Source organism: Thiothrix sp. UBA5583 (assembly GCA_002425225.1).
Classification (GTDB): domain Bacteria; phylum Pseudomonadota; class Gammaproteobacteria; order Thiotrichales; family Thiotrichaceae; genus Thiothrix; species Thiothrix moscowensis.
This window is the reverse complement of the sequence record DILV01000016.1, coordinates 114,923-141,452: the sequence shown is the minus strand read 5'-3', so window position 1 is coordinate 141,452 and position 26,530 is coordinate 114,923. Positions and strand designations below refer to the sequence as shown.

Below are 26,530 nucleotides of genomic sequence, written 5' to 3'. Positions count from 1 at the left end.
AGGCTCCCATGCGCCGTATTGCCACGCTTGCCGCCGGGCTGTTGTGTACAGCCTGTCTTGCCAACGGAATGCCCATGCCCGCACCCGTCACTCCTCCCCCGCCGTTTGCCGACATCGAACCTGCCAACATGCAGGGAATGTTAGCTGCCCACAACCAGGTACGTGCGAGCCTAGGCATAGCACCACTGCGCTGGTCGGGGCAAATGGCAGCCTATGCCCAGCAATGGGCAGAACATCTGGCTCGTCATAACGGTTGCGAAATGCAGCACCGCACCCATGCCAATGCCGACCTGCTCAAGGTTGGGGAAAACCTGTACTGGGCCAGTCCATTGCGCTGGTCGGATGGGCGTATCGAAGTGCAACAAATCTCGCCTACCCGCGTGGCACAAGACTGGGCAAGCGAACAGGCTGATTACAACTATGCGGGCAATACCTGCCGTCCCGGTGCGCAATGTGGGCATTACACCCAGATGGTATGGCGTAGCACCACGGAGGTCGGGTGCGGCATGACGGTTTGCGGCAATCAGGCACAGCTTTGGGTCTGCAATTACAACCCGCCCGGCAACTGGGTGGGTGAAAAACCGTATTAACCTCTAGGCAGGCACATTTTTCCCGCTACAATGGGCGTTTTTCAGCGGATCAAGGGGCGAAATCGTGTCACAAGTGGATATTGCCGCCGTCAAGGCATACCTGCTGGCATTGCAGGATGACATTTGCCAGCAACTGGAAAGCGAGGATGGCAGAGCCAGCTTTGTGGAAGATGCCTGGGAACGCCCAGCCGGTGGTGGTGGGCGCACCCGTGTGATTGCCGATGGAGCGATTCTGGAACAGGGCGGGGTCAATTTCTCGCATGTATTTGGTGACAAACTGCCGCCCTCAGCCACGGCACAACGCCCGGAACTGGCAGGCCGCAGCTTTCAGGCCATGGGTGTATCGCTGGTGATTCACCCCAACAACCCGCTGGTTCCCACCTCCCATGCCAATGTGCGCTTTTTCGTGGCAGAAAAGGCGGGTGAAGAGCCGGTCTGGTGGTTTGGCGGCGGTTTTGACCTGACACCCTATTACGGTTTCGAGGAAGACTGTGTGGCATGGCATCGCACCGCCAAGGCTGCTTGCGACCCATTCGGCGAAGATGTCTATGCCCGTTACAAGCAGTGGTGCGACGACTATTTCTTCCTCAAACACCGCAATGAGCCACGCGGGGTGGGCGGCCTGTTTTTTGATGACCTGAATGCCTGGGGATTTGAGCAAACCTTTGCGTTCATGCGCAGTGTGGGCGACCACTACATCAAGGCTTACCGGCCTATCCTCGCCAAGCGCAAACACTTGCCGTTTACCGAAACCCAACGTGATTTCCAGCTTTACCGGCGCGGGCGCTACGTTGAGTTCAACCTCGTGTATGACCGGGGAACCTTGTTCGGTCTGCAATCCGGCGGGCGCACCGAATCCATCCTCATGTCACTGCCGCCATTGGTCAAATGGCGCTACAACTGGCAACCAACGGCGGGCAGCGATGAAGCCCGCCTGTATACCGATTTCCTGCGCCACCGCGATTGGCTGGCAGAAACCTGAGCTGTTTACCAGGTTTTTTCGCCTGCTTGTGGCTTGTGGTTGGAAAGTTTCATGAATTTCCAGAACAGATAGCCAAGAAAGCCGAGGATGAACACAATGGTAAAACCTGACATGAACACGATGCCTTCAAGGCTGGTAAAGAAGTGAGACATGGGATTGCTCCTGAAAATGAGACATGGGGCAATCCTAGTGACAGCTTTGCAGAGTAGCTTTGAGCGAAATCAAAAATGCCGGGTAATCCCGGCATTTCTTGCTACAGATCAACTTTTTACGGGATTGTTCAACGCCCGGTCATTGCCATGCTGCGTTCAAGATTAATCAACCCATAACCATACTCAGGGTCATAGCCCGGCTTGCCCAAGTCGATGGCAGTTTGGTTCAGGGTCGTCGGGTTGAAAGCGGCATTCATGGATTTCAGCAGGGCAATCGCGCCGCTGACATGGGCTGTTGCCAGTGATGTGCCGCTAGACACATGGAAAGACCCACGTGGTGCGGTGGTGAGGATGCCCACGCCCGGTGCAGCCAGGTCAATGTAATCTCCTCGGTTGGCGTTGTTGAATACCTGTTCGCCTTTATCCACAGCGGTGACAGCAATAACGCCGGGAATGGCTGCGGGGTAAGCTGCTGGTGCGTGTGGCCCGCCATTTCCGGCAGAAGCAACCACGGTAATGCCGCGCTGCATGGCGGCTTCCACCAATCGGTCTACCACCGGATCAGGTTTGCCTGCAAAACTCAGGTTAAGGACGTTGACGCCCCTGTCCATCGCAATCTGCAATGCTTTTGCCACCAGACCGGAGTTGCTGCGGCGTTCCTGCGGGTTTTGCGGATTGGTGCTGAACGCACTGATGGCAACCAGACGGGCATCCGGGGCAATACCAATGCGTGGATTACGGCTGATCATGACACCAGCAATTTCTGTACCGTGCAGGCGGTTGGCTTCATCACCAGCAGGAATCAGGTCAATCCGTTCAATGGCAGAATGCAGGGATTCATGGTCAATATCCACCGGGGTGTCAATCATGCCAATGACAACCCCGTTACCGCTGGTATGCTGGCGGGCAGCACCAATACCAGTCAGGCTCAGCGGGTACATGGAGCCCACCACCCCAAGAGGAGCACCCGCAGCCGTCGCATAGAAATTGCTGGTGGCTGCATCCACTTCGGTTTCATTTTTCTTGATGGATTTCATCAGGTCTTGCGGATCCTGACCGTTGGTGGCAGCCGTAATCATGGTGGTTTTGATCGCACCCAGATCATCACTGCGCTTGGCTCGCAGCCGGTATTTTTTCAGGACGGCATCAGCGACTTCCGCAGGCTTGTCGCTGTCGTAGGTGATGAGCATTTCATCCTTTTCGTAGTCCACACGCTGGAAAACGTGGGTCTCGATACACAGGTGGGGGCTAACCTGGCAAGTGGTGTTGTTGGTGGTTTTGCCAATTACCTTGTATTCGGCTGGCGTGAAACTGCACGCAGCCAGTAGAGGAAGGGCAAGTAACGGCAACAAATGGCGGAAGAGAATAAAATGCATAGCAATCAACGTTCTTAGTATAAAAAGACAAACGCAGTATACCTGCATCCCGCTCAAAACGTCAGGCGGCTATCAGTATCCCCGTCCTGCAAACAGCACGAGTGCAGGGTCTTGCTGCATTTGCTGCAAGACCGCATCAGCACGTGGGTCGGTGGGGGCGACATTCCTGATTTCCAGTTTGAACAGATTGTTGGCATCAGGGCCATCCATGATGCGAGCGTTCCATTTATTGAGGAAGTCACGTACCTGCCCAATGGAAGCCTGCTCGTTGAAATCCACCAGCAGCACCATGCCTTTGACTGCGGGCACGGCAACCTCGCTGCTGACATCGGAGGCACTGAGGTAAATGCCCTCCTGCTGTTTTCCCATGGATGAATGGGCAAACCAGCCTACCAATCCTGCCTGGATCAGCAACAGACTGGCAAACACAGCATTGGTCGGTGTCAGCCACTCAAAGGTAGGTATAAACTTGCGCAAGGTTTCCATGAATCCGCTAGGTTTTATTGAGGTGTTGTGGGGGCGGGTCTCAGGTGCGTGCGGTAACGGGGGAGATGCGACATGGGGGGAGGCATTTTCCTCACGCTGGATGCGTTTCATCAGTTTGTCCAGACGCTGCTGGGTGCTATCGACTGTTGTCAGTTCCAGCAAGCTCGCATTGGCACGGATCAGGTCAACCATCCTCAGTTCCCGCAGGTAATCTTCCTTCAGGGCAGGATGTTGCTGCAACATGTCCTCCACCAGCGTGCGTTCCGGTTCGTTCAGTTTTCCGGTGATATACCAGGGAAGCAACAGCCTTGCTTCTTCCACAGGATCACCCTGCTGGTATCGACTCATAAACATTGTTCTCGCTACATGCTGTTATAGATCAAAACCCGCAATTCCCGCTTTTTCAAGCAGTTGCGCCATTCTTTTGCGGGCGTAAAACATTCTTGTCTTGACTGTGTTTTCGGAAATTTCCAGTATATCAGCGACCTCCTTGACGGATTTATCCTCAAAATAGGTCAGCCTCAGTACTTCCCGGTGTTCATCCGTCAGTTGATCCATCATCCGCAGCAAGTGCTGCTTCATGTCATCCATTGCCAATTCCTCGTGAGGGTTGGCGGTTGGGTCAATTAGGGCATCAAGTACGGACTCATCCTCCAGAGTGACCTCCGAAGTCTTACGTAACCATGAAATCACCTTGTTGCGGGCAATGGAATAAATCCACGTCGAGGGTTTCGACCTGCCTGCAAAGTTGTCAGCCGACCGCCAAACATCAAACAGGGCTTCATCCACAAGATCGGCTGCTTGTGCCAAATCATCGCGTAATACTCTTGCGCAGTATCTGACCAGTTTTGGCTGGTAGCGCAGGTACAACTGGCTGAAAGCCTGCTGGTCGCCTGCACTGATCCGTTCCAGTAACACTTCATCCGGCAATTTGCTGGGTGGTGTGGCGTGGTACGGATTGCTTTGTGGATAGCCTTCCATTTCTGTGTCGCTCTCACCGTTCATTTGGTTCTAATCAATTCTGTATTTTTGGAAAAATATCGTCTTATGGTGTACGAAGGATATACCGCCAGTATGTAACTCTCTGAAATAAAAATAAAAATCAGAAGATTGGCTGGCCTTGAAAAATTTTTCAATTTTTGTTTGAACCAGAGAAAGGATTATAGCGACCAACCGGTACTGACACACTACACACATAGTAAATCTTAAAAGTTATATACTCCCTCGCAAGTCTGGCGAACCTTTGGGTTCGCCTTTTTTTTGTTTACAAGCCCTTGAGCATCAGAATATTATTATAGACTTATATTGATTTGATAACAGTTATTTTATGGAATCCGGGTTATGTACCAAATTGGCACCACACTGACACAATACATCCTTGAAGAGCAACGTAAGCACAGCGGTGCAACTGGCGAATTCAGTTGCGTTCTCAACGACATCGCACTGGCTTGCAAGAAAATTGCAGCCCTGACCAGCAAAGGCGCACTGATCGGTGTACTGGGATCTGCTGGTTCTGAAAATGTGCAGGGTGAAGAACAAAAGAAAATGGACATCATCACCAACGATGTGATGATCGAAGCCTTGTCACGCGGTCACACGGCGGCGCTGGCTTCCGAGGAAATGGATGAAGTGTACAACCTGCCAGCCAGTGTGCCACGTGGTCACTACCTGGTGACGTTCGACCCGCTGGATGGCTCCTCCAACATGGATGTTAACGTTTCCGTCGGTACCATCTTTTCCATCATGAAAGCACCGGAAGGCGTGGAAAATCCTAGCAAGGCCGATTTCATGCAGCCAGGAACCAAACAGGTAGCAGCCGGTTATTGCCTGTACGGGCCTTCTGCCATTATGGTGCTGACCACTGGCAATGGCGTCAGCATGTTTACCCTGGACAAGGATTGCGGCGAATTCCTGCTGACCCGCGAAGACGTAAAAATTCCTGCTGACACCAAGGAATTCGCCATTAATGTTTCCAACCAACGTTATTGGGAAGCGCCGATGCAACGTTACATCGGTGAATGTCTGGCAGGCAAGGATGGCCCGCGAGGCAAGGATTTCAACATGCGCTGGGTAGCTTCGATGGTGGCTGAGATTCACCGCATCCTGACCCGTGGTGGTATTTTCATTTATCCGCTGGATAGCAAGATGAAAGCGGCAGGCAAAACCGGCAAGCTGCGCCTGATGTATGAAGCCAACCCGATGGGTTTCATCGTCGAGCAGGCTGGCGGCATGGCTACCACTGCCTACAAGCGTATCATGGAAATCCAGCCAACGGACTTGCATCAACGTGTGCCGGTGGTTATGGGTTCACGCAATGAGGTAGAACTCGTGACCGGGTATCACAACGAAGTGTAATAACGCACGATTAGCCCCCTCTCCAACCCTTTCTCCGCAGGGGATGAAGGGCGCTAAATGTTGAGGATCGCCCGCGCATGTACTGCATCGCGGGCGATTTGCATTTTGAGGGCATCAAAGGAGACGAATTTCATTTCATCGCGCAGGAAAGTGACTGGTTCAACACAAATGTGCTTGCCGTAAACCTGCTGGTTGAAATCGAACAGGTGAGCTTCCAGACGGTTTTCCAGCCCATGTACGGTTGGGCGTGCACCAAGATTGGCAACGCCGTAGACCACTTCATCACCCAGCCCTGCGACTTTCACTGCATACACACCCTTGCGCAAGGCCACATATTGCGGGACACGCATGTTGAGGGTCGGGAAACCGATGGTGCGCCCGCGCTTGTCGCCGTGGCGTACCCGCCCGGAAATGCGGTAAGGCTTACCCAGCAATTCCGCTGCCAGTTCCAGCTCCGCTGTGCTCAAGGCGAGCCGGATACGGGTGCTGCTGACACGTTCGTCGTCGTGTAGGAAGGTCGGGGTATCGACTACCTGCATTCCATGTGCTGCGCCCATCTGTTGCAGCAGGTGGTAATCACCACGCCGCCCCTTGCCAAAGCGGAAATCATCGCCGACCACCAGATAACGGACTTTCAGGCCATCCAGCAGGATAGTTTGCACGAAATCTTCTGCTTCCATGTTCGCCAGTTGTCGGTTGAAATGCAGGCAGGCGAAGTGGTCGATATTCATCTCCTGCAACAGGCGCAGCTTGTCGCGCAGGGCATAAATGCGCGGTGGGGGCGGGGAACGGAAAAACTCGATCGGTAATGGCTCGAAGCTGATCACGGTGGCAGGCAAGCCCATAGCCTGCGCTTTCCATTCGACATGCTGAATCACTGCCTGGTGGCCTTTGTGCAAACCATCAAAGTTGCCGATGGTGGCAACGCAACCAAGGTCGGAAGGTGAAGCGGGGGAAATGCGGTGTATCAGTTTCATGCCTGGAGTTTACCGCAATTCCGGGAAAGCGTGCTGGCGCAAGGCTTCATAAACCACCACAGCTACTGTATTCGACAGGTTCAGGCTGCGGCTGTCGGGCAGCATCGGTACGCGCAATTTCAACTCTTCCGGGAGGCTGAGCAACAACGCTTCCGGCAAGCCACGGGTTTCAGGGCCGAATAGCAATACATCGCCCGGCTGGAAAACGGTTTCGCTGTAGGTGCTGCGAGCCTTGGTACTGAGGGCAAATACCCGCCGATTCTGCATAACATTGGCGAAGGCGGCGAAACTTTCATGTTCCTGTACCACCGCCAGATCACGGTAATCCATCCCAGCCCGCCGCACCTGCTTTTCATCCAGCGAAAAGCCCAGCGGGTGGATCAGGTGCAAACGGCAGCCGGTATTAGCACACAGGCGCATGATGTTACCAGTATTTGGTGGAATTTCCGGTTGATACAGGGCAATCTCAAACACTGAATACGCTCTTCCCTGCCAGCAAGGTACGCTTGACTGTCCCGTTGAAACTCCAGCCTGCAAACGGGGTATTTTTGCCATCGCTGATCATGCGGTTCAGATCCAGTTCCCACAGGGTATCAGGGTCAAACAGCACCAGATCAGCCGGTGCGCCTACCTGGATGTGTCCAGCTTCGCTGCCAATGATGCGGGCAGGGTTGCTGGTGACTTTTTGCAAGGCAGTCTGCAAATCCAGCACACCTTCTTCCACCAGTCGCAGGGTCAGTGGCAACAGAGTTTCCAGCGCGGAAATGCCCGGTTCGGTCTGCTGGAAGGGGGCGAGTTTGGCATCCAACTCGTGCGGTTGATGGTCGGAACAGATAGCGTCGATGGTGCCGTCTTTCAGCCCTTCGCGCAGCGCATCCTGATCACGGCTGGAACGCAGCGGCGGCATCACATGGCACAGCGGGTTAAAATCTGCGACATCCATTTCGGTTAGGAACAACTGGTGCGCGGCTACGTCGGCTGTGATGTCCAGACCGCTTTCCTTGCCTTGCTTGATTAGTTTTACGCTCAGCTTGGTGGACAAACGACAGAAATGCACCCGTGCGCCAGTATGGCTAGCCAAAGCCAAGGTTTGCGCCACCGCCACTGTTTCTGCGGCAGACGGAATGGCAGGGAAACCGAGACGCGCTGAAACTTCACCCTCATGCATGTAGCCACCGCTGGCTAGCGCGTGTTCCACCGGGTAAACAAATACGGTCAGGTCGTGGGTGGCGGCATATTCCATCGCCCGACGCAGAGTTTGCAGGCTCTTGAATGGCTGCCAGCCATTGGTGACGGCAACGCAACCGGCTTTCTTGAGGCTACCCATATTGCTAAGCTGTTCGCCTTTCAAACCTTGGGTCAGGTTGCCGACCACCAGCACATTGGTGACGGCTTTGCGCTGGCTGAGGTCGATAACCAGTTTGACTTGCGCAGCAGTGTCGAAATTGGCACCCGGTTCCGGCTGGTAGCAGAGCGTGGTCAGGCCGCTGGCTGCTGCGGCGCGGGTTTCATTGCGCAGGGTGGCTTTGTGGTCGAGGCCGGGTTCACGCAACCAGGCGGACAGGTCAATACCACCGGGGAACAGCCACAGACCACTGGCATCAATCTCCTCATCAGCACTGAAATTAGCGGAAGCCTCTGCGATAGCGACAATGCGCCCATTGTGCAGCAGCAGGTTACGTTGCCCATCCAGACCGCTGGCGGGGTCAATGGCACGGGCGTTACGGATTAGCAGGCTCATGCAACACCTCCGGTTTGCGGCCCCATGATCATGGCCATGATTGCCATGCGCACGGCAATACCGTTGGTTACTTGTTCCAGAATGACTGACTGGTTACCGTCCGCCACCCGCGAGTCGATTTCCACCCCACGGTTGATCGGGCCGGGGTGCATGACAATGGCATCGGGTTTGGCAAGTTGCAAACGTTCCTCGGTCAGGCCGTACAGTTTGAAAAATTCGCGTTCGGAAGGCAGCAGCGCGGTTTGCATCCGCTCGCGTTGCAGACGCAGCATGATCACCACGTCAACATCCGCAATGCCTTCATCCAGTTTGTGGAAGACGTTGACCCCCATTTTCTCTATACCCGCCGGAACCAGTGTCTTGGGTGCGACCACCCGCACTTCGCCGGTAGCCAGCGTCGTCAGGGCGTGGATTTGCGAACGCGCCACCCGTGAGTGCAGCACATCGCCGACAATGGCGACCTTGAGTGGCTGGAAACTACCCTTTTTCTGGCGAATGGTGAACATGTCCAGCATCGCTTGGGTAGGGTGCGAATGGCGACCGTCACCTGCGTTCAGCACGCTGATGTGGGGGGCGCAATAACGGGCGATGAAATGCGCTGCCCCAGCGTGTTCATGTCGCACCACGAACATATCGGCGTTCATCGCTTCCAGGTTGCGCACCGTATCCAGCAAGGTTTCACCCTTGGAGGCCGAGGAAGTGCGGATGTCGAGGTTGGTCACGTCCGCGCCCAATCGTTGGGCGGCAATTTCAAAGGTGACGCGGGTACGGGTGGAATTCTCGAAAAACAGGTTCATTACCGTTTTGCCGCGCAGTAAGGGGGCTTTTTTCTGCTGCTTGTTGGGCAGGGTGACGAACTGTTCGGCACGATCAAGGATTTCTTCCAGCAATAGCGGCGGAAGCCCTTCGATGGTCAGGAAATGCTTCAGTTTGCCATCCGCTGTCAGTTGCATCCGGGATGGTAACGGCCCTGGAGAAAGATGAGCATTCAACATGCATCACTCGCTTATATTTTGGACAAATGAGAGTGCGCTTATCTTACAGGTTTGTGACAGGACGATAAAGCTGAAAACTGCAACGTTACTTAATCCCGCTTAGGGTTGATGCGTAAAAATAATAAACACATGTAACAATAATATTTCAATACATAATATTAATTAAGATAATTATTTTATGCTTGAACCATTATTTAATCCTTGTCGACCAATAGTTGGCTGTAATGAAGAAGCCAATATTAAATAAGGAGAATATTATTTATGAGCAAATATCGTTCATTATTTCTGCCGCTGTTGGCATTGGCGCATTTGACTGCTTGTAGCGTATCCCCTGTCGGTTTGTCTGCTGATGCTATTCCACCCAAGCTAGTTAATTTGGCCGCTCCCAAGTCTGGTGAAAAACCCGTTGAGGCACGAGCGTGGGAAGACGGGCGGCTTATGAATTTGGGGTGGGATCGCCCAAGTGCTTTTGGGCCTGTGCCAAAGGAATTGCAGGCAGCAGGTGATGCTACTTGTCAGAAAGCATTGTATCGCAAAGCCATCGGCTACCATCCCAGCGCTGTAGGGTTTGATGGTAAGCCTATCGTTGGTGGAGGCTTTTTCTGTGGTGGTGGCTCGACCAGTAAATGATTTTTACCAGAATGCCTACCCCCTTAGATGCCTATGCTGATAAGGGGGAGTGAGGGGGGCAAGGGCAGTTGAGTGACACCTTACCAGCATTTGATCGCATGGGTGCTAGTGACGGATGGGGTGTGAGTGCTTGAATCGAGGCAGGTGGGTTTTGCAACCCACCCTGCGCGTGAGATTGGCGGAATTAGAAGCCGACCACTAAACCTATAGGCGCTGCCAGATCAAACCTTGACGCACAACATGTGCTGGTAACGCGCCAGCGAACGCCAAGGCTCCTGTCGGGAAAAACGCCGCTCCAGCGGCAAAACCTCATCCAGATCAGCCTGTTTGCGGATTTCCTGACGCATGTAATCGTAAAAACAGCGGATACCTGACCAGGTTTCCACTTGCAAATCCAGCTCCTGCAACCAAACCAGCACATCTTCCGGTTTGAGCGGGGAAATGGGAGCCAAGCCCCGCCGCCCGTTACTGGCAATGTTACCCTGCCGCACGGTTTCCAGATCACCGGCAATCAGGCGGCGCATGACCGTAGAGTGGTAATTGAAAAACATCAGGGAAAGCCAGCCGCCCGGACGCAAACAACACAGCAGTTGCTCCAGCACTTCACGCGGGTTTGCCAACCATTCCAGTACGGCATGGAATGTGATCAGGTCGAAAGGGCCGCAGCCGCGCCCTGCCAGTTCCTGCACGCTGGCCTGCACCAGATGGATGGAGTCTTCCAACCCCGCACGTTCAATATCCGCTTCCGCACGTTGCAGCATTTCGGCGGAAGGCTCAGCCAGTACCACCTGATGCCCCTGTTGCGCCATCCAGATGGACATCTGCCCCAATCCACCACCGGCATCCAGAATCTGCAAAGGCCGCGCACTGGTTACTGCGGGTGTAATCAGCCCGGCAAGGTCATCCTGTAAAATGGCGAGCCGAATGGCTCCTCGCGGGTCATCGTAAATCTTGCTTTGAAAGCATTGCGCAAGCCCGTCGAACACTCGATCCTGCTTTACCAGTTGCATGTAAGTCCCCTTCCACAAGTCCCTATACTGTGCCTTAAAATAATTATATGAACAAATTAAAACGCCAAGGGGTAATACTAGCGCTACCTATCCATTAATCCCCGCCAAAAGCAGGCAATGGGCAGCGGCTATCCCTGACTTGCAAGCGTCTGTCAGTGATTGCTCGTAGAAATGCTGAATGCGCCAACGCCTTGCAGTATACTCATGCCTTTCTTAAAGCACACAAAACAAGCAGCAATGGCGAACTACGACTTATCCACCTTTCAGGGGCTGATCCAGGCACTGCAAGATTACTGGGCGCAGCACGGCTGTGTCATCATGCAACCGTATGACATGGAAATGGGCGCGGGAACCTTCCACCCGGCGACCTTCCTGCGGGCAATTGGCCCGGAGCCGTGGCGTGCCGCCTATGTGCAGCCGTCACGCCGCCCCACTGACGGGCGTTACGGCGAAAACCCCAACCGCCTGCAACACTATTACCAGTTTCAGGTGCTGATGAAACCGTCGCCAGACAATATCCAGGAACTGTACCTCGGTTCGCTGCAAATGCTCGGTTTCGACCCGCTGGTGCATGACATCCGCTTTGTGGAAGACAACTGGGAATCACCGACGCTGGGCGCATGGGGTCTGGGTTGGGAAGTGTGGCTGAATGGCATGGAAGTGACCCAGTTCACCTACTTCCAACAGGTCGGCGGGCTGGATTGCCGCCCGGTCAGCGGTGAAATCACCTACGGTCTGGAACGCCTCGCCATGTACATGCAGAACGTGCAAAGTGTTTACGATCTGGTGTGGACTAAGGGGCCGCAAGGCGTGGTCACTTACGGCGACGTCTACCACCAGAACGAAGTCGAGCAATCCACCTACAACTTCGAGCACGCCAGCATCGACGACCTGTTCCACAGCTTCGACGTGTGCGAACGCGAAAGCCAGCGTCTGATCGAAGCCGGTTTGCCGCTGCCCGCCTACGAACAGATGCTGAAAGCCTCGCACACCTTCAACCTGCTGGATGCCCGCAAGGCCATTTCCGTCACCGAACGCCAGCGTTTCATCCTGCGGGTGCGCACGCTGTCACGGGCGATTGCCGAGGCTTACTACAATGCGCGTGAAGCCCTCGGCTTCCCGATGCTGCAAAATTGAAGAACCCCTCACCCCCTAGCCCCCTCTCCCTCAAGGGGCGAGGGGGAAGAAAAACCGCCTCTTAGCCCCTCTCCCCTTGAGGGAGAGGGGTTGGGGTGAGGGGTAATACAGAGAGATACAGATTATGTTACAAGATTTACTGGTAGAAATTGGCACCGAAGAACTGCCACCCAAAGCCCTGAAGAAACTGTCTGACGCTTTCACCGACGGCATTATCGCTGGCCTGAAAGACGCCGGGGTGGCTGCCGAAGCCGTCCTCCCCTACGCTGCCCCACGCCGTCTGGCGGTCTGGCTGCAAGGCGTACCGGTGCAGCAGGCAGACCAGATTATCGAACGCAAAGGCCCGGCGGTGGCTGCCGCCTTCGACAAGGAAGGCAACCCCAGCAAGGCAGCAGAAGGTTTCGCCCGTTCTTGCAGTGTGGAATTCTCAGCATTGCAGCAGGTGGAAACCGACAAGGGCGCATGGCTGGTGTTCCGCCAGCAACAGGAGGGTCAGCAAACCGCTGCACTATTCCCCGCCATCGTGGAAAAATCCCTCGCCGCCCTACCAATCCCCAAACGGATGCGCTGGGGCAGTGGCACGGCTGAATTCGTGCGCCCGGTGCACTGGATTGTGATGCTGGCAGGCAACCAAGTAATTGATGCAGAAATCCTTGGCATCAAAACCGGCAACCAGTCTCGCGGACACCGTTTCCACGCCCCGGCTGCCATCACCATCAACACCCCGGACGACTACGCCGTCAAACTGGGCGAAGCCTGCGTGATTGCCCGTTTTGAAGCCCGCCGCGACCTGATCAAGAGCAAGGTGGAAGCATTGGCGGCTGAACTCGGCGGCAAGGCGATCATGCCGGAAGACCTGCTGGATGAAGTGACCGCACTGGTTGAATGGCCTGTACCAGTCGCCGGGCGTTTCGAGGAGTGCTTCCTCGACGTGCCGCAGGAAGCGCTGATTTCCACCATGCAGGACAACCAGAAATACTTTGCGCTGGTCGATGCCAATGGCAAGCTGATGCCCAATTTCATCACCGTTGCCAATATTGACAGCCGCGATGTCAGCCAAATTTCCTCCGGTAACGAGCGCGTGATCCGCCCGCGTTTCAGCGATGCCGAATTCTTCTGGAACCAGGACAAGAAGCAAACGCTGGCAAGTCGCCGCGAACCACTGAAGAAAATGGTGTTCCAGCAAAAACTGGGCACACTGTACGACAAGTCCGGGCGGGTGGCACAACTGGCGTCCTATATTGCCCAGCAACTGGGTGCGGATGAAGCACTGGCGGTGCGGGCGGCAGAACTCGGCAAATGCGACCTCGTAACCAGCATGGTGTTTGAATTCACCGAACTGCAAGGCACGATGGGGCGCTACTATGCGCAACACGACGGTGAAGCAGCCGAAGTCGCTACCGCAATGGAAGAGCAGTACATGCCGCGCTTTGCTGGCGATGAATTACCTGCCACTGCCACCGGACGCATTCTGGCGCTGGCGGAACGTCTTGACACACTGGCAGGCATTTTCGGCATCGGTCAAAAACCGACCGGCGCGAAAGACCCGTTTGCCCTACGCCGTGCTGCCCTCGGTGTGCTGCGCATCCTGATCGAACTGCAACTGCCGCTGGATCTGGCTGACTTGCTGGATAAAGCCGCTGATGGTCTGACCACGCAACTCGGCAAGAAACCGGAGACTCAGGAAGCGCTCGATTACATCCTCGAACGTCTGCGTGCCTACTATCAAGAACAAGGCATTGGTGCGGAATTGGTGGAGGCGGTGGCTTCCCTCAAGCCTACCCAGCCGCTGGATTTCGACCGCCGGGTGAAAGCGGTAGCAGCGTTCCGCCAGTTAATGGCTGCCGAAAGCCTTGCTGCGGCTAACAAGCGTATCAGCAATATCCTGAAAAAAGTCGAAGGCGAACTGCCGGACAGTATCCATCCGGGTTTGTTGCAGCTTGAGGCCGAACAGGCACTGGCGGCTGCCGTGCAGTATCAGGACAACAAGGTCATGCCGCTGTTTGCTGCCGGTGAATACGAAGCTGCCCTGCTGTCACTGGCAGAACTGCGTGAGCCGGTCGACAAGTTCTTCGATGACGTGATGGTCATGGCTGATGATGCAGCCCTGAAAAACAACCGCCTAGCACTGTTGAACCGCTTGCGTGGGCTGTTCCTGCGGGTGGCTGACCTTTCCGTACTGTAAGGTTTTGTGACCTTACCCCCTCACTGGTTGCGGGTACTCCCGGCAGTTTTCGTGCTGCTGTGGAGTACCGGCTTCATCGGCGCGAAATACGGCTTACCGTATGCCGACCCACTTGCGTTTCTATCTGCCCGTTATGTGCTGGTGATTATTGCTCTGTCGTTATTGGCATGGGCAGGCAAAGCCGTGTGGGAAACCGACCCCAAACAGTGGTTGCATCTGGCTGTTGCCGGTTTGCTGTTGCAAGCCACTTATCTGGGCGGTGTGTTTGTCGCTATCAGCCACGGCTTGCCTGCCGGTTTGACCAGCCTGATCGTGGGTTTGCAGCCACTGCTGACGGCATTCATGGCAGGTCTGTTGCTAGGGGAAAGTGTCAGCCGCTATCAGTGGAGCGGAATTATGCTTGGCTTGTGTGGCGTAGTACTGGTCTTGGCGGAAAAAGCTGGTGTCGGTGTCACCCACAACTTCGGCTGGCAAGCCCTGATCCCGGCGATCACGGCCTTGTTTGGCATTACCTTCGGCACCTTGTACCAGAAATGCTTTTGCCCCCATTTTGATTTGCGTACCGGCTCCGTCGCACAGTTTGTACCCTCCCTGCTGGTAACGGCCCTGTTCGTGCCGGTCATGGGTGAATGGCGTATTGAGTGGACGGGGGATTTCATCTTTGCGCTGGGCTGGCTGGTTATTGTGCTGTCATTGGGAGCCATCAGTTTACTGAACCTGCTAATCCGCCATCACGGTGCGGTCAACATCACCAGCTTGTTTTACCTGACACCTGCTGTCACCACTTTGATTGCATGGCTACTGTTTGATGAACGGTTGACATTGCAACAGTGGCTGGGAATGGGTTTGACTATGCTGGGTGTATGGTTGGCAAGGCGTACCAGCCGCTAACCCCTGCAATTTATGCATTGTATAGAAAACATATTTTGCATATTCGCCATCCGTGCATTATATATAGTGCATGACAATGCAAACACTGGGCGCAAGCATACGTGCAGCCCGCAAACAACGTCACCTGACCCAAGCCGATCTGTGCGTACAGGTCGGCATGAGCCGTGCCACCCTGTCAGGCATTGAAAATGGCACCATCAACGAAATAGGCATACGCAAAGTCATGGCATTGTGTTCGGTACTCGGGCTTGAACTGACCACCCAAGCGCTGGCTACCCGCCGCCCCACCTTGCATACCCTGGTGGATGAAGCCACCCAGCGCAGGATCGGAGGCAAGCCATGAGCAAACACCCGCAAACCGATGACGGCAGACTGGACATTTTCGTGCAGGGCAAGCGTACCGGTACGCTGGGGCGTAGTGCCATCCGCGCCCATACCTATGTGTTTGGCTACCAGCCCGATGCCCGCCCGCAACAGGCCGTTTCCCTGACCATGCCGGTCATGCCCGACCAGTACGGCTACCAGCAAGGCGTACACCCCATTTTCCAGATGAACCTGCCGGAAGGGGAATTGCGTGAGCTGCTGCGTAACCGTTTCCAGAAAGCCGTGCAAAACTTCGACGACCTCGCCTTGCTGGGCATTGTCGGGCATTCCCAGATTGGGCGTATTCGCATTGCACCAGCGGGCAGCGAACCGGATGCTATGCCACTCCAGAACATGCAAGAACTGCGTACCTATGCAGGGGCAGAAGGTTTGTTTACCGAGCTGATGCAGCGTTACGCCAACTATTCGGGCATTTCCGGGGTACAACCCAAAGTACTGGTAAGGGATGCGGAAACCGTAGCAGCCACCGCGCAACTGGAGCAAGTCAGTTACCGCGATGCCACCCATATCGTCAAGGCATGGAACCCGGAGCGTTTCCCACAACTGGCTGCCAACGAATATTTCTGTATGCAGGCTGCCCGCAAGGCCGGGCTGGAAACCCCGGAAGTGGAGCTTGCCGCCCAAGGACACCTGCTAATCGTCAAACGCTTTGATCTGGATGGCAAAGGCGGCTACCTTGGTTTCGAGGACTTTTGCGTACTCAATGGGCTGGCAACTGATGACAAATACGTGGGCAGTTATCAGGATATTGCCACCCGCATCCGCCAGTTTGTCTCACCCCATCGGGTACACGAGGCGCTGGAACAGTTTTTCCTGTCTCTGGCATTAACCTGTGCAGTGCGCAACGGTGATGCCCACCTGAAAAACTTTGGGGTACTGTACGATGACCCGGAAAGTGAGGTACGGCTTGCGCCAGCCTTCGACATTGTTTCCACCACACCGTATATTCCCAATGACACGCTGGCTCTGTTGTTTGGTGGCAGCAAGGCATTCCCGGAACGCAAGGCGCTGTTGCTGTTTGCCCGCCAGTTTTGCAACATCCATGAACGGCGTGCCAACCGTTTGCTGGAATGGGTAGCGCACGGGCTGGAGGCCACCTTACCTGAATTGCAGGCATACCAGCAGGAAAATCCTGCCTTTGTTGCAATTGGTACACGTATGCAAGCCGTCTGGCAGCAAGGAATAGCTGCCATTATGGGCAAAGATTCTGAATGAGGATTGGTTATGGACAGATTGAAAACACTGGCATGGCTGGGCTGTTGCGCCGCGCTGTTGCTTTTGTCGGGTTGCTGGGAACAGGCTCAGCAACAAACTGATAAACCGGTGGAAGTGCTGGAAACCCAGATCAAGCCACTGGACGTGGCAGACGATACCGTACAAACCCGTTACGGCCGACTGGAAATTACCCGCAGCACCCCAGACATGCCGCCCGACACGCTGTTGCTGGATGGCAAACAGGTCTTTCAGGAAGAGGCGTTTTACCTTTCCCTGCATCAGTACATTACCCAGGATCAGCGCGATCTGGTGTTGTTCGGTTCCAACTGTGGCGGTACGGGTTGCCCGACCGACCAGTTTCACCTGCTGTCGCTGGAAAAGGATAAAGCCCCCCAAACCATTACCCAGGATGCTTTCTCCGCCTACCCTGAAGATCTTAAGATCAGGGCAGACGGCAAGAGCCTAATCATGGATCTGGGCTTCGCTGCTGGCAAACGCAAGACTGCCGTCTTGCTGGGCAACGAGCTGAACATTGTACTGGAAGCGGCTCCCAAGGAATTTCTGGGTGATGAAAACTGCCAGTGGCTGCATACCGATGGTTTGACTGCCTGCGCCGAATACCGCGATGTGGATCCTCAATGTACCGACCCGCAGGCTGATTTCGCAGACTATCTGATGCGTGGGGTAGCGGGCATGGCGGATTACCCCGGCTTTGATGCGGCTGCTTTCAACCGTCACTGTACCGAGACTTGCCTGAACGGACAGCCTGTCATGTATGAAACCTTCGCCAAAGAAACGTGCAGCAAGCCCTGATTACAAATGACGCTGTTGCCGCCGGTTGGCGTTGAGGGCGCGTTCCGGCTGGCTGTTACGGCGAAATTCCGAGAGGAACGGCACCTGCCCTTTCTGCCCGGTGCGGGCATAATCGTCCAGCAAAGCACTTTCCAGAGACGCTTGCGGAATATCCAGCACTTCCTGCCCGCCCTGATGCACCAGCACAAACAGACGTGGCAGGGCAATCTGGTGCGTTTGCTGCGCCTGCTGGTAAATCCATGCCGATAATGCCCAAAAGCGGCTGAAGGGTTGTGTGCCCAGCAACAACGGCAAGGTCTGTTCAAAACGCCCGGAATTACCAATCATGTCCCAATAGCGGGCAAAGCGCCCCATTTGCTGAGTAGTCTGAAAATCAGCCCGGTCAGTTTGCAGGATGTTGTAGGGTGGCTGCGGGTTGTACACCATGCCAAACGCTTGTGTATGGCGGATAATGGGTGTGCCCCGCAGACGCTTGAGGATACCCACCTGAATTTCATGCGGATTCAAGGCAATCAGCCGGTCGAAACCCGCGCCGAAGCTGTACAAATCTTCCCCCGGCAAACCAAAAATCAGGTCAGTGTGCAGATGTGCCTCGGAATGTTGGCGTAACCAGCGGATATTTTCAGCCGATTTGCCGTTGTCCTGTTTGCGGCTGATCAGTGTTTGCACCTCCGGGTTGAAAGTCTGGATACCGATTTCAAATTGCAGGGAGCCGGGAGGGAAGCGGCTGATGCGTTCCTTGAGGGCTTCCGGCAGATGGTCGGGGATCAGCTCGAAATGCAGGAAGGTTTCCGCATCCAGCCGTGCCAGAAAAAAATCCAGGATGGCAATAGTGGTCTGGATTTTCAGGTTGAAGGTACGGTCAACAAAACGGAACTGGCGCAGACCGCGTTGCCACAACCCATCCATTTCTGCCAGAAAGCGCTGTAATTCAAACGGGTAAGCCGTTTTGTCGAGCGCCGACAGGCAAAATTCGCACTTGAATGGGCAGCCCCGTGAGGCTTCCACATAAATGGCACGGGTGCGCAAATCTTCATCTGTGTAATAACGGTAAGGCAAGACCAGTTGTGTCAGGGGAACCTGTTCTCCCGCAATGATCTTGTGCTGCGGTGCTTGCCCTGCCAGCAACTGTTCGCACAAGCGGCGCAGGCTGACATCCCCCGGCCCCGTAATCACATAGTCAGCCCATGCGCTAATCGCCTGCTGTCCGGTTTCATGACTGACTTCCGGCCCCCCCAAAATAATGCAGAGGTCAGGAGCGAGACTTTTGAGCAGTTCGACCAGGGCAGTAGTTTCGGTGATATTCCAAATATAGATGCCAAGACCAATGATGCGTGGCTTGGCTGCCAGCAGTTGCTCGGCAATATCCAGCGGACGCATGGCAATGGTGAATTCCATGATCTGCGTGCGTGCCTGTAATTCACCCAGATTGGCATACAGGTAACGCAGCCCCAGCGAAGCATGGGTGTAACGGGCATTCAGGGTGGCAAGGATGATGTCGGATTGCATGGCGGGGATTCTAGCAAGAATCAGGGCTTGCTTGTTGCAGAAACGTATTTACCTTAATTTTCACAAGGACTTTGCAAAAAAACAACACAAAAATATCCAGTCTCACAAAAACAACACAAATTACTGATTAATAAGGAATTTTAATAAAATAGGGCCAAACTCCTGATACCCTTGGTCGAAAAAAATCTTATGGAAAAATGACATTTGCCATGTGATGGACTAAACTCCCCTCATCGTATGTTGTTGTTTGTTTACGTTAATATATTGATTTTTATATAAAAACGCATTCAAACTACTGCAAGCGGGAAGCGAAAGGATGCGCATTTCCGTCAGGCAGGTAGCCGTTCCCGTGGAGAAATGCATTAAATGTTTATGAAAATTGTAAAAAATAGAAACTCAATCAACCTGACCACTCGTCAGAGTTACCAACAAAAGCTTCCATTAGCATATAAGAATATGCTAACTTTCGTTTCCATCCTTCAATCATCCTCTTAAATATTCAATTTTAATCCTCATATATCAATTATTTAGGTAATATAATCATGTTTACTGTTCCTCGTTTTCTGGTCGTGGTTGCGCTCGCCATTGGTATGGTCGGCACTGCTTCCGCAGGAAAAGAGCTGTCAAACAGCCTTCAGGTTACCGCAACCGCTTATAACTCGCTTCCGTCACAAACGGATGGTACTCCAGACCTCGCCGCATGGGGCGACCGCCTTTCACCTGGCATGAAAGCTATCGCTATTTCCAGAGACCTACTCAGACACCACGGCTTGAGCCGTGGGGATAAAGTCCGTATCAAGGGACTCGATGGTGAATACGTGGTACTGGACAAAATGAACTCCCGCTGGCGCAAAAAGATCGACATTTTCATGGGTAAGGATCGCCATGCAGCCAAACAGTGGGGACGCCGTAAAGTCACCATTCACTGGTAGTGACAGGAGCGATTGAAGGACTGACCCAAGCCCGCTAACCAGCGGGCTTTTTTATTTCAGGGGCAAGGCTTATGATGCGCCCCATGCAAACATCCACACCCCATTACGACGTTATCATCATCGGCGCAGGCGCGGCTGGCCTAATGTGTGCTGCCGAAGCAGGCAAACGTGGGCGACAGGTACTACTGCTCGACAAAGCCGACAAGGTTGGCAAGAAAATCCTGATTTCTGGCGGTGGGCGTTGCAATTTTACCAACCTGTATACCAACCCGGCGGCATACCTGTCGCAAAATCCTCACTTCTGCAAATCGGCACTAGCGCGTTTTACACCGCAGGATTTCCTTGAGCTGATGCGCAAGCACCACCTGAGTTGGACAGAAAAGACACTGGGGCAACTGTTTTGTGAGCAGAAAGCTCCCGCTGTGGTGAACATGTTGTGGGCCGAATGCTGCGAAGCTGGTGTTGCGCTGCGCCTGAATACGGATGTGTCTGACATTAGCCACACTGACAACCACTTTCAGGTGCAAACCTCACAGGGAGCACAAACTGCCACTGCGCTGGTCATTGCCACGGGAGGGCCTTCCATTCCGCGTATGGGTTCTACCGATTTTGGCATCCGGGTTGCCAAACAGTTTGAGCTGAAAAACATCCCGTTTTCACCCGCACTGGTTCCGTTTACCTTTAGCCAAGAGATGCTGGATGGCTTGTTTGCAGGGCTGGCAGGCATCAGTACGGAAGTGGCAGCCAGTTGTGGCTCAGGTCAGTTCCGCGAAAACCTGCTGTTTACCCACCGGGGGCTGAGTGGCCCGGCAATGCTGCAAATTTCGTCCTACTGGAACAAGGGTGAGGCGGTGGAAATTAACCTGCTGCCGGGGCGGGATGCACTGGCGTGGCTACAAGCCCTGCAAAAACAACGCCCCAAAGCCGAACTGAAAACTGCACTGGCGGAAGTATTGCCCAGCCGTTTGGCACAGCGTTTGTGTGAAACATTGTTCCCCAACCGCCCGCTGGGGCAGTATGGCGGCAAAGCATTGCAGGCTATTGCCCAGCAATTGCAGGCATGGCAATTGACCCCGACAGGTACGGAAGGGATGCGCACGGCGGAAGTGTGCCTGGGTGGGGTCGATACCCGCGAGCTATCTTCCAGAACAATGGAAGCACGCAAAGTGCCGGGGCTGTATTTTATCGGGGAAACCGTGGATGTGACCGGCTGGTTGGGAGGGTATAACTTTCAGTGGGCCTGGGCATCTGGGTGGTGTGCGGGGCAGTGCGTGTGATGACAGGGGCGGCTCACAAACCGCCCCTGCAAGAAATTACACGCAACCGGTTGGCTTGGGCAAACCACCGTATTTGGTGATCGGTTTCATTGGGCCGGTTTTCCACATGGCGAACAGTTCTTTCTGATCCATGTTGATGTACTTGGAAAACTTGCGGATAGGTGGAACCACAGCCTGATCATCGTAATATTCACGGGCTTTCATGATCTGCTCCCACTTGGCCTCCGTCAGCTCCACCCCATCGGCATCCGCCATGGCTTGACCGATTTCGGGTGTCCAGTCTTCCATGCTCAACAAGTAACCGTCGCCATCACGGGCTGGCAGTTCAATGCTCATAGTTTCATCTCCTCAAATTGCCTTAGTAATTTAATCAAGTATTGCCAATGAAATGATAAATGGGGTGCGGGTGTCAATATTCACAGCGGGTATGATGGATTGCCTGCCGCTACCACTGGCTACTCCCCGCGCTTGCGCAAGTAGAGTGCATCATCAAACACCGGAATCAACTGTGGCCTGTACACCACCACAATCGCCGTCAACATACCGTTGATTACGCCTTCCGGTAGCATCAGCAGCGGAATGAACGGCAAATAATAAGATTGCAGGTAACTGGCAGAAAAAGTTTCCGTCAGCCACAGCAACAGGCTTCCCGCTCCCACCACGGCAATCGTGCCGAGTATCCCCGCCAGAAAAGCATTGACGAATACAAATACGAAAATATTGGTCGGCAGCCGCCGCTGGCTCCAGCGCAGCAGGAAATGCGTGATCAGGATCGGGATTCCGCCCATTACCAGCGTGTTGAGCGGTACTGCCAGCAAACCGGCATCCAGTCGCCAGAAGGTGATTGTCACCACCACGGTCAATGCCAGCAGTGCCAGTTCCCAGCCAAACATCAGGGTCATGACCACCGCACCCAGAAAATGGAACGTGAGATGGCTACCGATACCTGCCCGCAACATCCAGATCAGACTTGCAAACACAATGGCTCCCAGGTAAACATGCACATGCTCACGCACATAGGCCCACGGCGCACTGCGCCCCGCCCGCAGCAGCAACAAAAACAGCACGAAACCGGCGACCAGTAACCAGTCTTCGTTGAAAACACTAGCAGGAATATCCATGGAAGCTATCCTCTCACGCTTGCAATCGAGTTTGTCGCAAACCCGACCCCTGTTGAAACGACTGTATATTGCCCTGTTGCTGGCAGGCACGGTGGTTGCTTTGCTCCCTATCAGCGGACTGGAAACCCACAACGCCGACAAGGTGATGCACATCCTGTCGTTTTTTGGCTTTGCAGCCCTGCTGGATCTGGCAAGCCTGCGCAGCTTCTGGCACTGGAAAGTACCTTTACTACTCTCTTATGGAGCTTTCATTGAGATAGCGCAAGCCCTCACCCCCTGGCGCTCGTTTTCCGTCGCCGATTTCGTGGCGGATGCCATCGGGGTGCTGCTGTACTGGCTGTTGTGGAAACAGGTCTTGCAACGCATGATCCCGCATCCGCAAGGCTGAAACTACGGCTTGTTGCTGCCCGCAGGCTGTGAATCTGCTGCAATGTCGTAAATTTCTACGCGCGCATCCCTGATCTGGTAGCCCGCTTCAGCCAGATCGGTGTGAATTTGCTCGGTCACAATCGTGCCATACACCCAGACTGGCTCATACATGCGTTCCATACCGATGCTCTTGCCCTCTTGTGGCTTGACCAGCAAGGTCTGGTTGAGCGGTGGCGGCGGTACGTGGATGCAAGCACCGAAATACGGCACGAGCAGAAATTCCTTCACCATCCCCTTGCCATCATCTACTTCCAGCGGGGAAATGAAACCGGGGATTTTGATTTTCTTGCCGTTGAGTGCCGGATTGACAGGGGCGGAATTCATTTCAGCCTGCATTTTTTCCAGCACCGCATCTTCCGCCGGATCGCCTTCAGGAATGGCATCAATTTGCGACTGGTATTTACGCATGATGTCAGCCAGCCCTTGCCCCGGTAATTCCAGCGATTCCCACTCGATTTCAGTGAATTCACCATCCTGTTTGGGCTTGCCATCCGTTTTGGCAACCTCGGCAATCGGCGTGCCGACAGCAGGCGCATTGGCAGGCAAAGCGCTGGAGGGTGTAGACGCACTGCTGGCTAACGCAGGTTCGGCTGGCTTTTCAACCGTTTTGTCTTCGCCACAGGCTGCTAGCAAACCAGCCAGCAATACGACCGGCAAAATTCCTGTTTTCATTTGTTTTTCTCTGCATAGGACACGGTATAAGCCTGACCTTGTTTCAACTTGTCGAAGTTGCCGAAGGTTTCTTTGAGGTTGCGCTTCATGTATTCACGCAAGCCGTTGATGGTGACAAGGTAAACCCGCCCGCCCGGCTTGAGGTGCTTTTTCATGTCGTGCAGCAGGATACTCATCATTTCCTTGCCGACTTTCGCGGGGATGTTGGATGCAATCACATCAAAGCGCAAATCCTTGTCGATGTGCTGGAACCCGTTGCTCAACATGGCTTTGGCATTCGGTAATTGGTTCAAAGCGGCATTACGGTTGGCGTATTCCACCGCCATGAAATCCTTGTCCACCATCAGGGTCTGGCCTTGTGGGGCGAGTTTCGCCATTGCCAGACCCACTGGGCCGTAGCCACAACCAAGATCGAAACAGTCGTCTGTCAGGTTGATGTGCAGGTATTTCAACAGCAGATCAGTGCCATCATCAATTTCACGCGGGGAAAAAATCCCCCACGTAGACAGAAAGGTGAACGTGTGCCCGCAAAGCTCCGTGTCAAAACGGAGGTCTTCGCGCAGCTTGCCAGTGTAGGGAATATCAGCCATCAGAGCAGCGCCGGAATCATTTGTTTGGCAAACAGGAAGGTGTAGGCAAATGCACCCAGCCCAGCCAGCCACAAGACGATCGCGACAGGCTTGCCCAGACCGGGTTTCAGCGCCACTACCCCCAGAATCACGTAAGCCACCAGCCCAAGCGCCTTGGTGATGGTGAAACTGTCAATGCCATGCGTGGTACTGACAAACGTCATCCACAAACCGGTTCCCAGCAGGATCAGCATGGAAAGGGAAGAACTAACCAGCGCCGACTTGCCAGCCACTGCCGGGTTGTTGGTCAGCATCCAGAAACCCCGGATGACATAAACCGCCACCGACAACAAGGCGATGATGACGTGTACTTTCAGAATCATTGTATGAGTGTCCATGTGGTGCTTACCTTTGCAATTGTTGGAAAATCTGCCCCGCCTCGCTAATAGCATCTTCCGTCTGGGCTGCCAGGGTGCAGTAATGCCCCATTTTGCGTCCGGGGCGGGCTTCGCGTTTGCCGTACAGGTGTAGTTTGGTACTCGGGCTTTGCAGCAGTGCCAGCCAGTCGGGCTGCGCATCATGCCAGACATCGCCAAGCAGGTTGACCATCACCACCGGAGAAAGCAGACGAGTATCGCCAAACGGCAGATCACACACCATGCGTACCTGCTGCTCAAATTGCGAAGTCAGACAGGCATCCAGGGTGTAATGCCCACTATTGTGGGTACGCGGAGCCATTTCGTTGACCAGCAGCTCGCCCTGTGTGGTGATAAAAAATTCCACCGCCATTACCCCGACAAAAGCCAGTTGCTCAGCCATGCGGGCAGCCGCAGCCTGTGCAGCTTGTGCCAGTTCCGGGCTAATCCGCGCCGGGACGATGGTCTGATGCAGAATGCCATTGCGATGCTCGTTTTCTGCCACCGGGAAACAGCGCACTTCACCCAGGGTATTACGAGCGAGTATGACGGAAATCTCGCGTTCCAGCGCCACCCGTTGTTCCAGCACACACGCTACCTTGCCCAGTTCGGCAAACGCAGTTTCGGCTTCTGCGGCGGAATTGACCGTCATCTGCCCTTTACCGTCGTAACCCAGTCGGGCGGTTTTGAGAATGGCGGGGTAACTGACCAAACCTTGCGCGGCAGCAATATCCTCCGCCTGGCGAATCGCGGCAAACGGAACCGGCGACAAACCGCAGGCACGCACGAACTCCTTTTCGACAATCCGGTCTTGCGCCATTTCCACCGCACGGGCAGACGGGCGTACCGGACAATACTGGGCAAGGAATTCCAGGGTTGTGGCAGGAATGTTTTCAAATTCGGTGGTGATGACATCGCACGCCTTGCCAAACAGGGTCAGGGCAGTCGTATCATCGTAAGGTGCGGTGATGTGTTCATCGGCAAGCTGACCTGCGGGGCTGTGCGGGTCGGGTTCCAGCACGATCACGTGATAGCCGAGAGTGCGGGCTGCAACAGTAAACATGCGCCCAAGCTGCCCGCCGCCGAGCATACCGATGGTTGATCCGGGAAGTAGTGTCATAAAAACCAAAAACTGATCAGGGTTATTCAGGGGGGAGCGGCATATTCATCGCGTGTTGCCGTTGTTCTTCACGGAATTGTGCCAGCTTTTCGGCAAGCACAGGGTCTGCATTTGCCAGCATCGCAATCGCAAACAAGGCTGCATTCGCAGCACCCGCTTCACCAATCGCAAACGTCGCCACTGGCACACCCTTGGGCATCTGCACGATGGAATAGAGGGAATCGACCCCGCTCAAGGCACGGGTTGTGACGGGCACACCCAACACCGGCACGGTAGTTTTCGCCGCCAGCATACCGGGCAAATGCGCCGCGCCACCTGCACCCGCGATGATACACTGGAGGCCACGACTACGCGCGGTTTCGGCATATTCAAACAGCAAATCAGGGGTGCGGTGGGCAGAAACCACCCGGTATTCATGGGCAATGCCAAACTTTTCAAGCTGTTCGACCGCTTTGGACATCACATTCCAGTCGCTGTTACTGCCCATGACAACACCGACGACTACTGAACCGGGCTGGGTCATACTGCTACCCTTATTTCCTGCAAAATCTGATATTATACCGCGA

30 protein-coding genes are annotated in these 26,530 nt (G+C 54.4%); 13 read left to right on the top strand and 17 right to left on the bottom strand.

The genetic code is table 11. The features are described 5' to 3' along the window. Window positions 1-8 precede the first annotated feature (8 nt). Window positions 9-590 (top strand): CAP domain-containing protein, encoded by a 582-nt coding sequence (locus tag B2U47_RS05790; protein WP_296681824.1) that lies wholly within the window; start codon window positions 9-11, stop codon window positions 588-590. Window positions 591-654: 64 nt separating this feature from the next. Then, on the top strand, window positions 655-1,572 hold the full coding sequence (gene hemF, locus B2U47_RS05785; protein WP_296681823.1) for an oxygen-dependent coproporphyrinogen oxidase: 918 nt from the start codon (window positions 655-657) through the stop codon (window positions 1,570-1,572). Window positions 1,573-1,577: 5 nt separating this feature from the next. On the opposite strand, the gene B2U47_RS05780 is transcribed toward hemF, so the two are convergent. The 4 genes from B2U47_RS05780 to B2U47_RS05765 form a co-directional block, all read right to left on the bottom strand. Beyond that, the gene (locus tag B2U47_RS05780) at window positions 1,578-1,724 is read right to left on the bottom strand and encodes a hypothetical protein (protein ID WP_296681821.1); all 147 of its coding nucleotides are present in this window, start codon (window positions 1,722-1,724) and stop codon (window positions 1,578-1,580) included. Between the two features lie 128 nt (window positions 1,725-1,852). Next, window positions 1,853-3,100, bottom strand: coding sequence for a S8 family serine peptidase (locus B2U47_RS05775; RefSeq protein ID WP_296681819.1), 1,248 nt, complete (start codon window positions 3,098-3,100; stop codon window positions 1,853-1,855). A gap of 72 nt (window positions 3,101-3,172) precedes the next feature. Then, a complete protein-coding gene (locus B2U47_RS05770; protein WP_296681818.1) occupies window positions 3,173-3,934 on the bottom strand; it encodes a hypothetical protein in 762 nt (253 codons plus the stop codon). A 24-nt stretch (window positions 3,935-3,958) separates the two neighbouring features. After that, the gene (locus B2U47_RS05765) at window positions 3,959-4,591 is read right to left on the bottom strand and encodes a sigma-70 family RNA polymerase sigma factor (protein WP_296681816.1); all 633 of its coding nucleotides are present in this window, start codon (window positions 4,589-4,591) and stop codon (window positions 3,959-3,961) included. 336 nt (window positions 4,592-4,927) lie between these two features. On the opposite strand from B2U47_RS05765, the gene B2U47_RS05760 reads away from it, so the two are divergent. Continuing rightward, window positions 4,928-5,941 (top strand): class 1 fructose-bisphosphatase, encoded by a 1,014-nt coding sequence (locus B2U47_RS05760; protein WP_296681815.1) that lies wholly within the window; start codon window positions 4,928-4,930, stop codon window positions 5,939-5,941. 53 nt (window positions 5,942-5,994) lie between these two features. On the opposite strand, the gene ribF is transcribed toward B2U47_RS05760, so the two are convergent. Genes ribF through B2U47_RS05740 form a run of 4 tightly spaced genes read right to left on the bottom strand, consistent with a single transcriptional unit; the run spans window position 5,995 to window position 9,654 of the window. Further along, entirely contained in the window at window positions 5,995-6,918 is a 924-nt protein-coding gene (gene ribF, locus B2U47_RS05755) for a bifunctional riboflavin kinase/FAD synthetase (protein ID WP_296681814.1), read from the bottom strand. A gap of 9 nt (window positions 6,919-6,927) precedes the next feature. Continuing rightward, complete coding sequence (locus B2U47_RS05750; protein ID WP_296681812.1) at window positions 6,928-7,392, bottom strand: tRNA (cytidine(34)-2'-O)-methyltransferase; 465 nt, start codon at window positions 7,390-7,392, stop codon at window positions 6,928-6,930. Further along, entirely contained in the window at window positions 7,385-8,659 is a 1,275-nt protein-coding gene (locus tag B2U47_RS05745) for a dihydroorotase (protein ID WP_296681811.1), read from the bottom strand. The genes B2U47_RS05750 and B2U47_RS05745 overlap by 8 nt, the downstream gene beginning before the upstream one ends. Further along, window positions 8,656-9,654 carry an aspartate carbamoyltransferase catalytic subunit gene (locus tag B2U47_RS05740; RefSeq protein WP_296681809.1) on the bottom strand — a complete coding sequence of 333 codons (999 nt, stop codon included), beginning with the start codon at window positions 9,652-9,654 and terminating at the stop codon, window positions 8,656-8,658. The genes B2U47_RS05745 and B2U47_RS05740 overlap by 4 nt, the downstream gene beginning before the upstream one ends. A gap of 261 nt (window positions 9,655-9,915) precedes the next feature. On the opposite strand from B2U47_RS05740, the gene B2U47_RS05735 reads away from it, so the two are divergent. Then, a complete protein-coding gene (locus B2U47_RS05735; protein ID WP_296681807.1) occupies window positions 9,916-10,284 on the top strand; it encodes a hypothetical protein in 369 nt (122 codons plus the stop codon). 221 nt (window positions 10,285-10,505) lie between these two features. On the opposite strand, the gene B2U47_RS05730 is transcribed toward B2U47_RS05735, so the two are convergent. Next, on the bottom strand, window positions 10,506-11,294 hold the full coding sequence (locus B2U47_RS05730; RefSeq protein ID WP_296681805.1) for a methyltransferase domain-containing protein: 789 nt from the start codon (window positions 11,292-11,294) through the stop codon (window positions 10,506-10,508). Between the two features lie 237 nt (window positions 11,295-11,531). Here B2U47_RS05730 and glyQ point away from each other — a divergent pair, with 237 nt between their 5' ends. From glyQ to B2U47_RS05700, 6 genes are all read left to right on the top strand, one after another. After that, on the top strand, window positions 11,532-12,431 hold the full coding sequence (gene glyQ / locus B2U47_RS05725) for a glycine--tRNA ligase subunit alpha (protein WP_296681804.1): 900 nt from the start codon (window positions 11,532-11,534) through the stop codon (window positions 12,429-12,431). Window positions 12,432-12,555: 124 nt separating this feature from the next. Next, the gene (gene glyS / locus B2U47_RS05720; protein WP_296681802.1) at window positions 12,556-14,616 is read left to right on the top strand and encodes a glycine--tRNA ligase subunit beta; all 2,061 of its coding nucleotides are present in this window, start codon (window positions 12,556-12,558) and stop codon (window positions 14,614-14,616) included. A gap of 6 nt (window positions 14,617-14,622) precedes the next feature. Further along, window positions 14,623-15,507, top strand: coding sequence for a DMT family transporter (locus tag B2U47_RS05715; protein WP_296681801.1), 885 nt, complete (start codon window positions 14,623-14,625; stop codon window positions 15,505-15,507). 70 nt (window positions 15,508-15,577) lie between these two features. After that, window positions 15,578-15,850, top strand: a complete 273-nt coding sequence (locus B2U47_RS05710; RefSeq protein ID WP_296681799.1) for a helix-turn-helix domain-containing protein — start codon at window positions 15,578-15,580, stop codon at window positions 15,848-15,850. Next, the gene (locus B2U47_RS05705) at window positions 15,847-17,106 is read left to right on the top strand and encodes a type II toxin-antitoxin system HipA family toxin (protein ID WP_296681798.1); all 1,260 of its coding nucleotides are present in this window, start codon (window positions 15,847-15,849) and stop codon (window positions 17,104-17,106) included. The genes B2U47_RS05710 and B2U47_RS05705 overlap by 4 nt, the downstream gene beginning before the upstream one ends. Window positions 17,107-17,115: 9 nt before the next feature. Next, window positions 17,116-17,919 carry a hypothetical protein gene (locus tag B2U47_RS05700; RefSeq protein ID WP_296681796.1) on the top strand — a complete coding sequence of 268 codons (804 nt, stop codon included), beginning with the start codon at window positions 17,116-17,118 and terminating at the stop codon, window positions 17,917-17,919. Here the strand turns inward: B2U47_RS05700 and B2U47_RS05695 are convergent, their stop codons facing one another. Continuing rightward, on the bottom strand, window positions 17,920-19,428 hold the full coding sequence (locus B2U47_RS05695; protein ID WP_296681794.1) for a B12-binding domain-containing radical SAM protein: 1,509 nt from the start codon (window positions 19,426-19,428) through the stop codon (window positions 17,920-17,922). It lies immediately after the preceding gene. Between the two features lie 542 nt (window positions 19,429-19,970). Here B2U47_RS05695 and B2U47_RS05690 point away from each other — a divergent pair. After that, on the top strand, window positions 19,971-20,360 hold the full coding sequence (locus B2U47_RS05690; protein WP_296681793.1) for a 3D domain-containing protein: 390 nt from the start codon (window positions 19,971-19,973) through the stop codon (window positions 20,358-20,360). Window positions 20,361-20,443: 83 nt separating this feature from the next. Then, a complete protein-coding gene (locus B2U47_RS05685) occupies window positions 20,444-21,637 on the top strand; it encodes an NAD(P)/FAD-dependent oxidoreductase (RefSeq protein WP_296681791.1) in 1,194 nt (397 codons plus the stop codon). A 36-nt stretch (window positions 21,638-21,673) separates the two neighbouring features. Here B2U47_RS05685 and B2U47_RS05680 read toward each other — a convergent pair whose 3' ends face one another. Together B2U47_RS05680 and B2U47_RS05675 are read right to left on the bottom strand one after the other, a co-directional pair. Further along, window positions 21,674-21,973: a TusE/DsrC/DsvC family sulfur relay protein gene (locus tag B2U47_RS05680; protein WP_296681790.1), complete on the bottom strand. Its 300-nt coding sequence runs from the start codon at window positions 21,971-21,973 to the stop codon at window positions 21,674-21,676. A gap of 119 nt (window positions 21,974-22,092) precedes the next feature. Next, a complete protein-coding gene (locus tag B2U47_RS05675; RefSeq protein WP_296681788.1) occupies window positions 22,093-22,758 on the bottom strand; it encodes an energy-coupling factor ABC transporter permease in 666 nt (221 codons plus the stop codon). On the opposite strand from B2U47_RS05675, the gene B2U47_RS05670 reads away from it, so the two are divergent. After that, window positions 22,757-23,146, top strand: a complete 390-nt coding sequence (locus B2U47_RS05670) for a VanZ family protein (protein WP_296681786.1) — start codon at window positions 22,757-22,759, stop codon at window positions 23,144-23,146. The two genes, B2U47_RS05675 and B2U47_RS05670, sit on opposite strands and share 2 nt — an antisense overlap. 2 nt (window positions 23,147-23,148) lie before the next feature. On the opposite strand, the gene B2U47_RS05665 is transcribed toward B2U47_RS05670, so the two are convergent. The 5 genes from B2U47_RS05665 to purE are packed head-to-tail and all read right to left on the bottom strand — an operon-like array spanning window position 23,149 to window position 26,487. Next, a complete protein-coding gene (locus tag B2U47_RS05665) occupies window positions 23,149-23,859 on the bottom strand; it encodes a DUF3299 domain-containing protein (RefSeq protein WP_296681785.1) in 711 nt (236 codons plus the stop codon). Continuing rightward, window positions 23,856-24,449: a class I SAM-dependent methyltransferase gene (locus B2U47_RS05660; RefSeq protein ID WP_296681783.1), complete on the bottom strand. Its 594-nt coding sequence runs from the start codon at window positions 24,447-24,449 to the stop codon at window positions 23,856-23,858. The genes B2U47_RS05665 and B2U47_RS05660 overlap by 4 nt, the downstream gene beginning before the upstream one ends. Beyond that, window positions 24,449-24,826: a SirB2 family protein gene (locus B2U47_RS05655; RefSeq protein ID WP_296681781.1), complete on the bottom strand. Its 378-nt coding sequence runs from the start codon at window positions 24,824-24,826 to the stop codon at window positions 24,449-24,451. Before B2U47_RS05655 ends, B2U47_RS05660 begins: the two co-directional genes overlap by 1 nt. A 7-nt stretch (window positions 24,827-24,833) precedes the next feature. Next, a complete protein-coding gene (locus B2U47_RS05650; RefSeq protein ID WP_296684036.1) occupies window positions 24,834-25,964 on the bottom strand; it encodes a 5-(carboxyamino)imidazole ribonucleotide synthase in 1,131 nt (376 codons plus the stop codon). A 22-nt stretch (window positions 25,965-25,986) separates the two neighbouring features. Beyond that, on the bottom strand, window positions 25,987-26,487 hold the full coding sequence (gene purE / locus B2U47_RS05645; RefSeq protein ID WP_296681778.1) for a 5-(carboxyamino)imidazole ribonucleotide mutase: 501 nt from the start codon (window positions 26,485-26,487) through the stop codon (window positions 25,987-25,989). Window positions 26,488-26,530 lie beyond the last annotated feature (43 nt).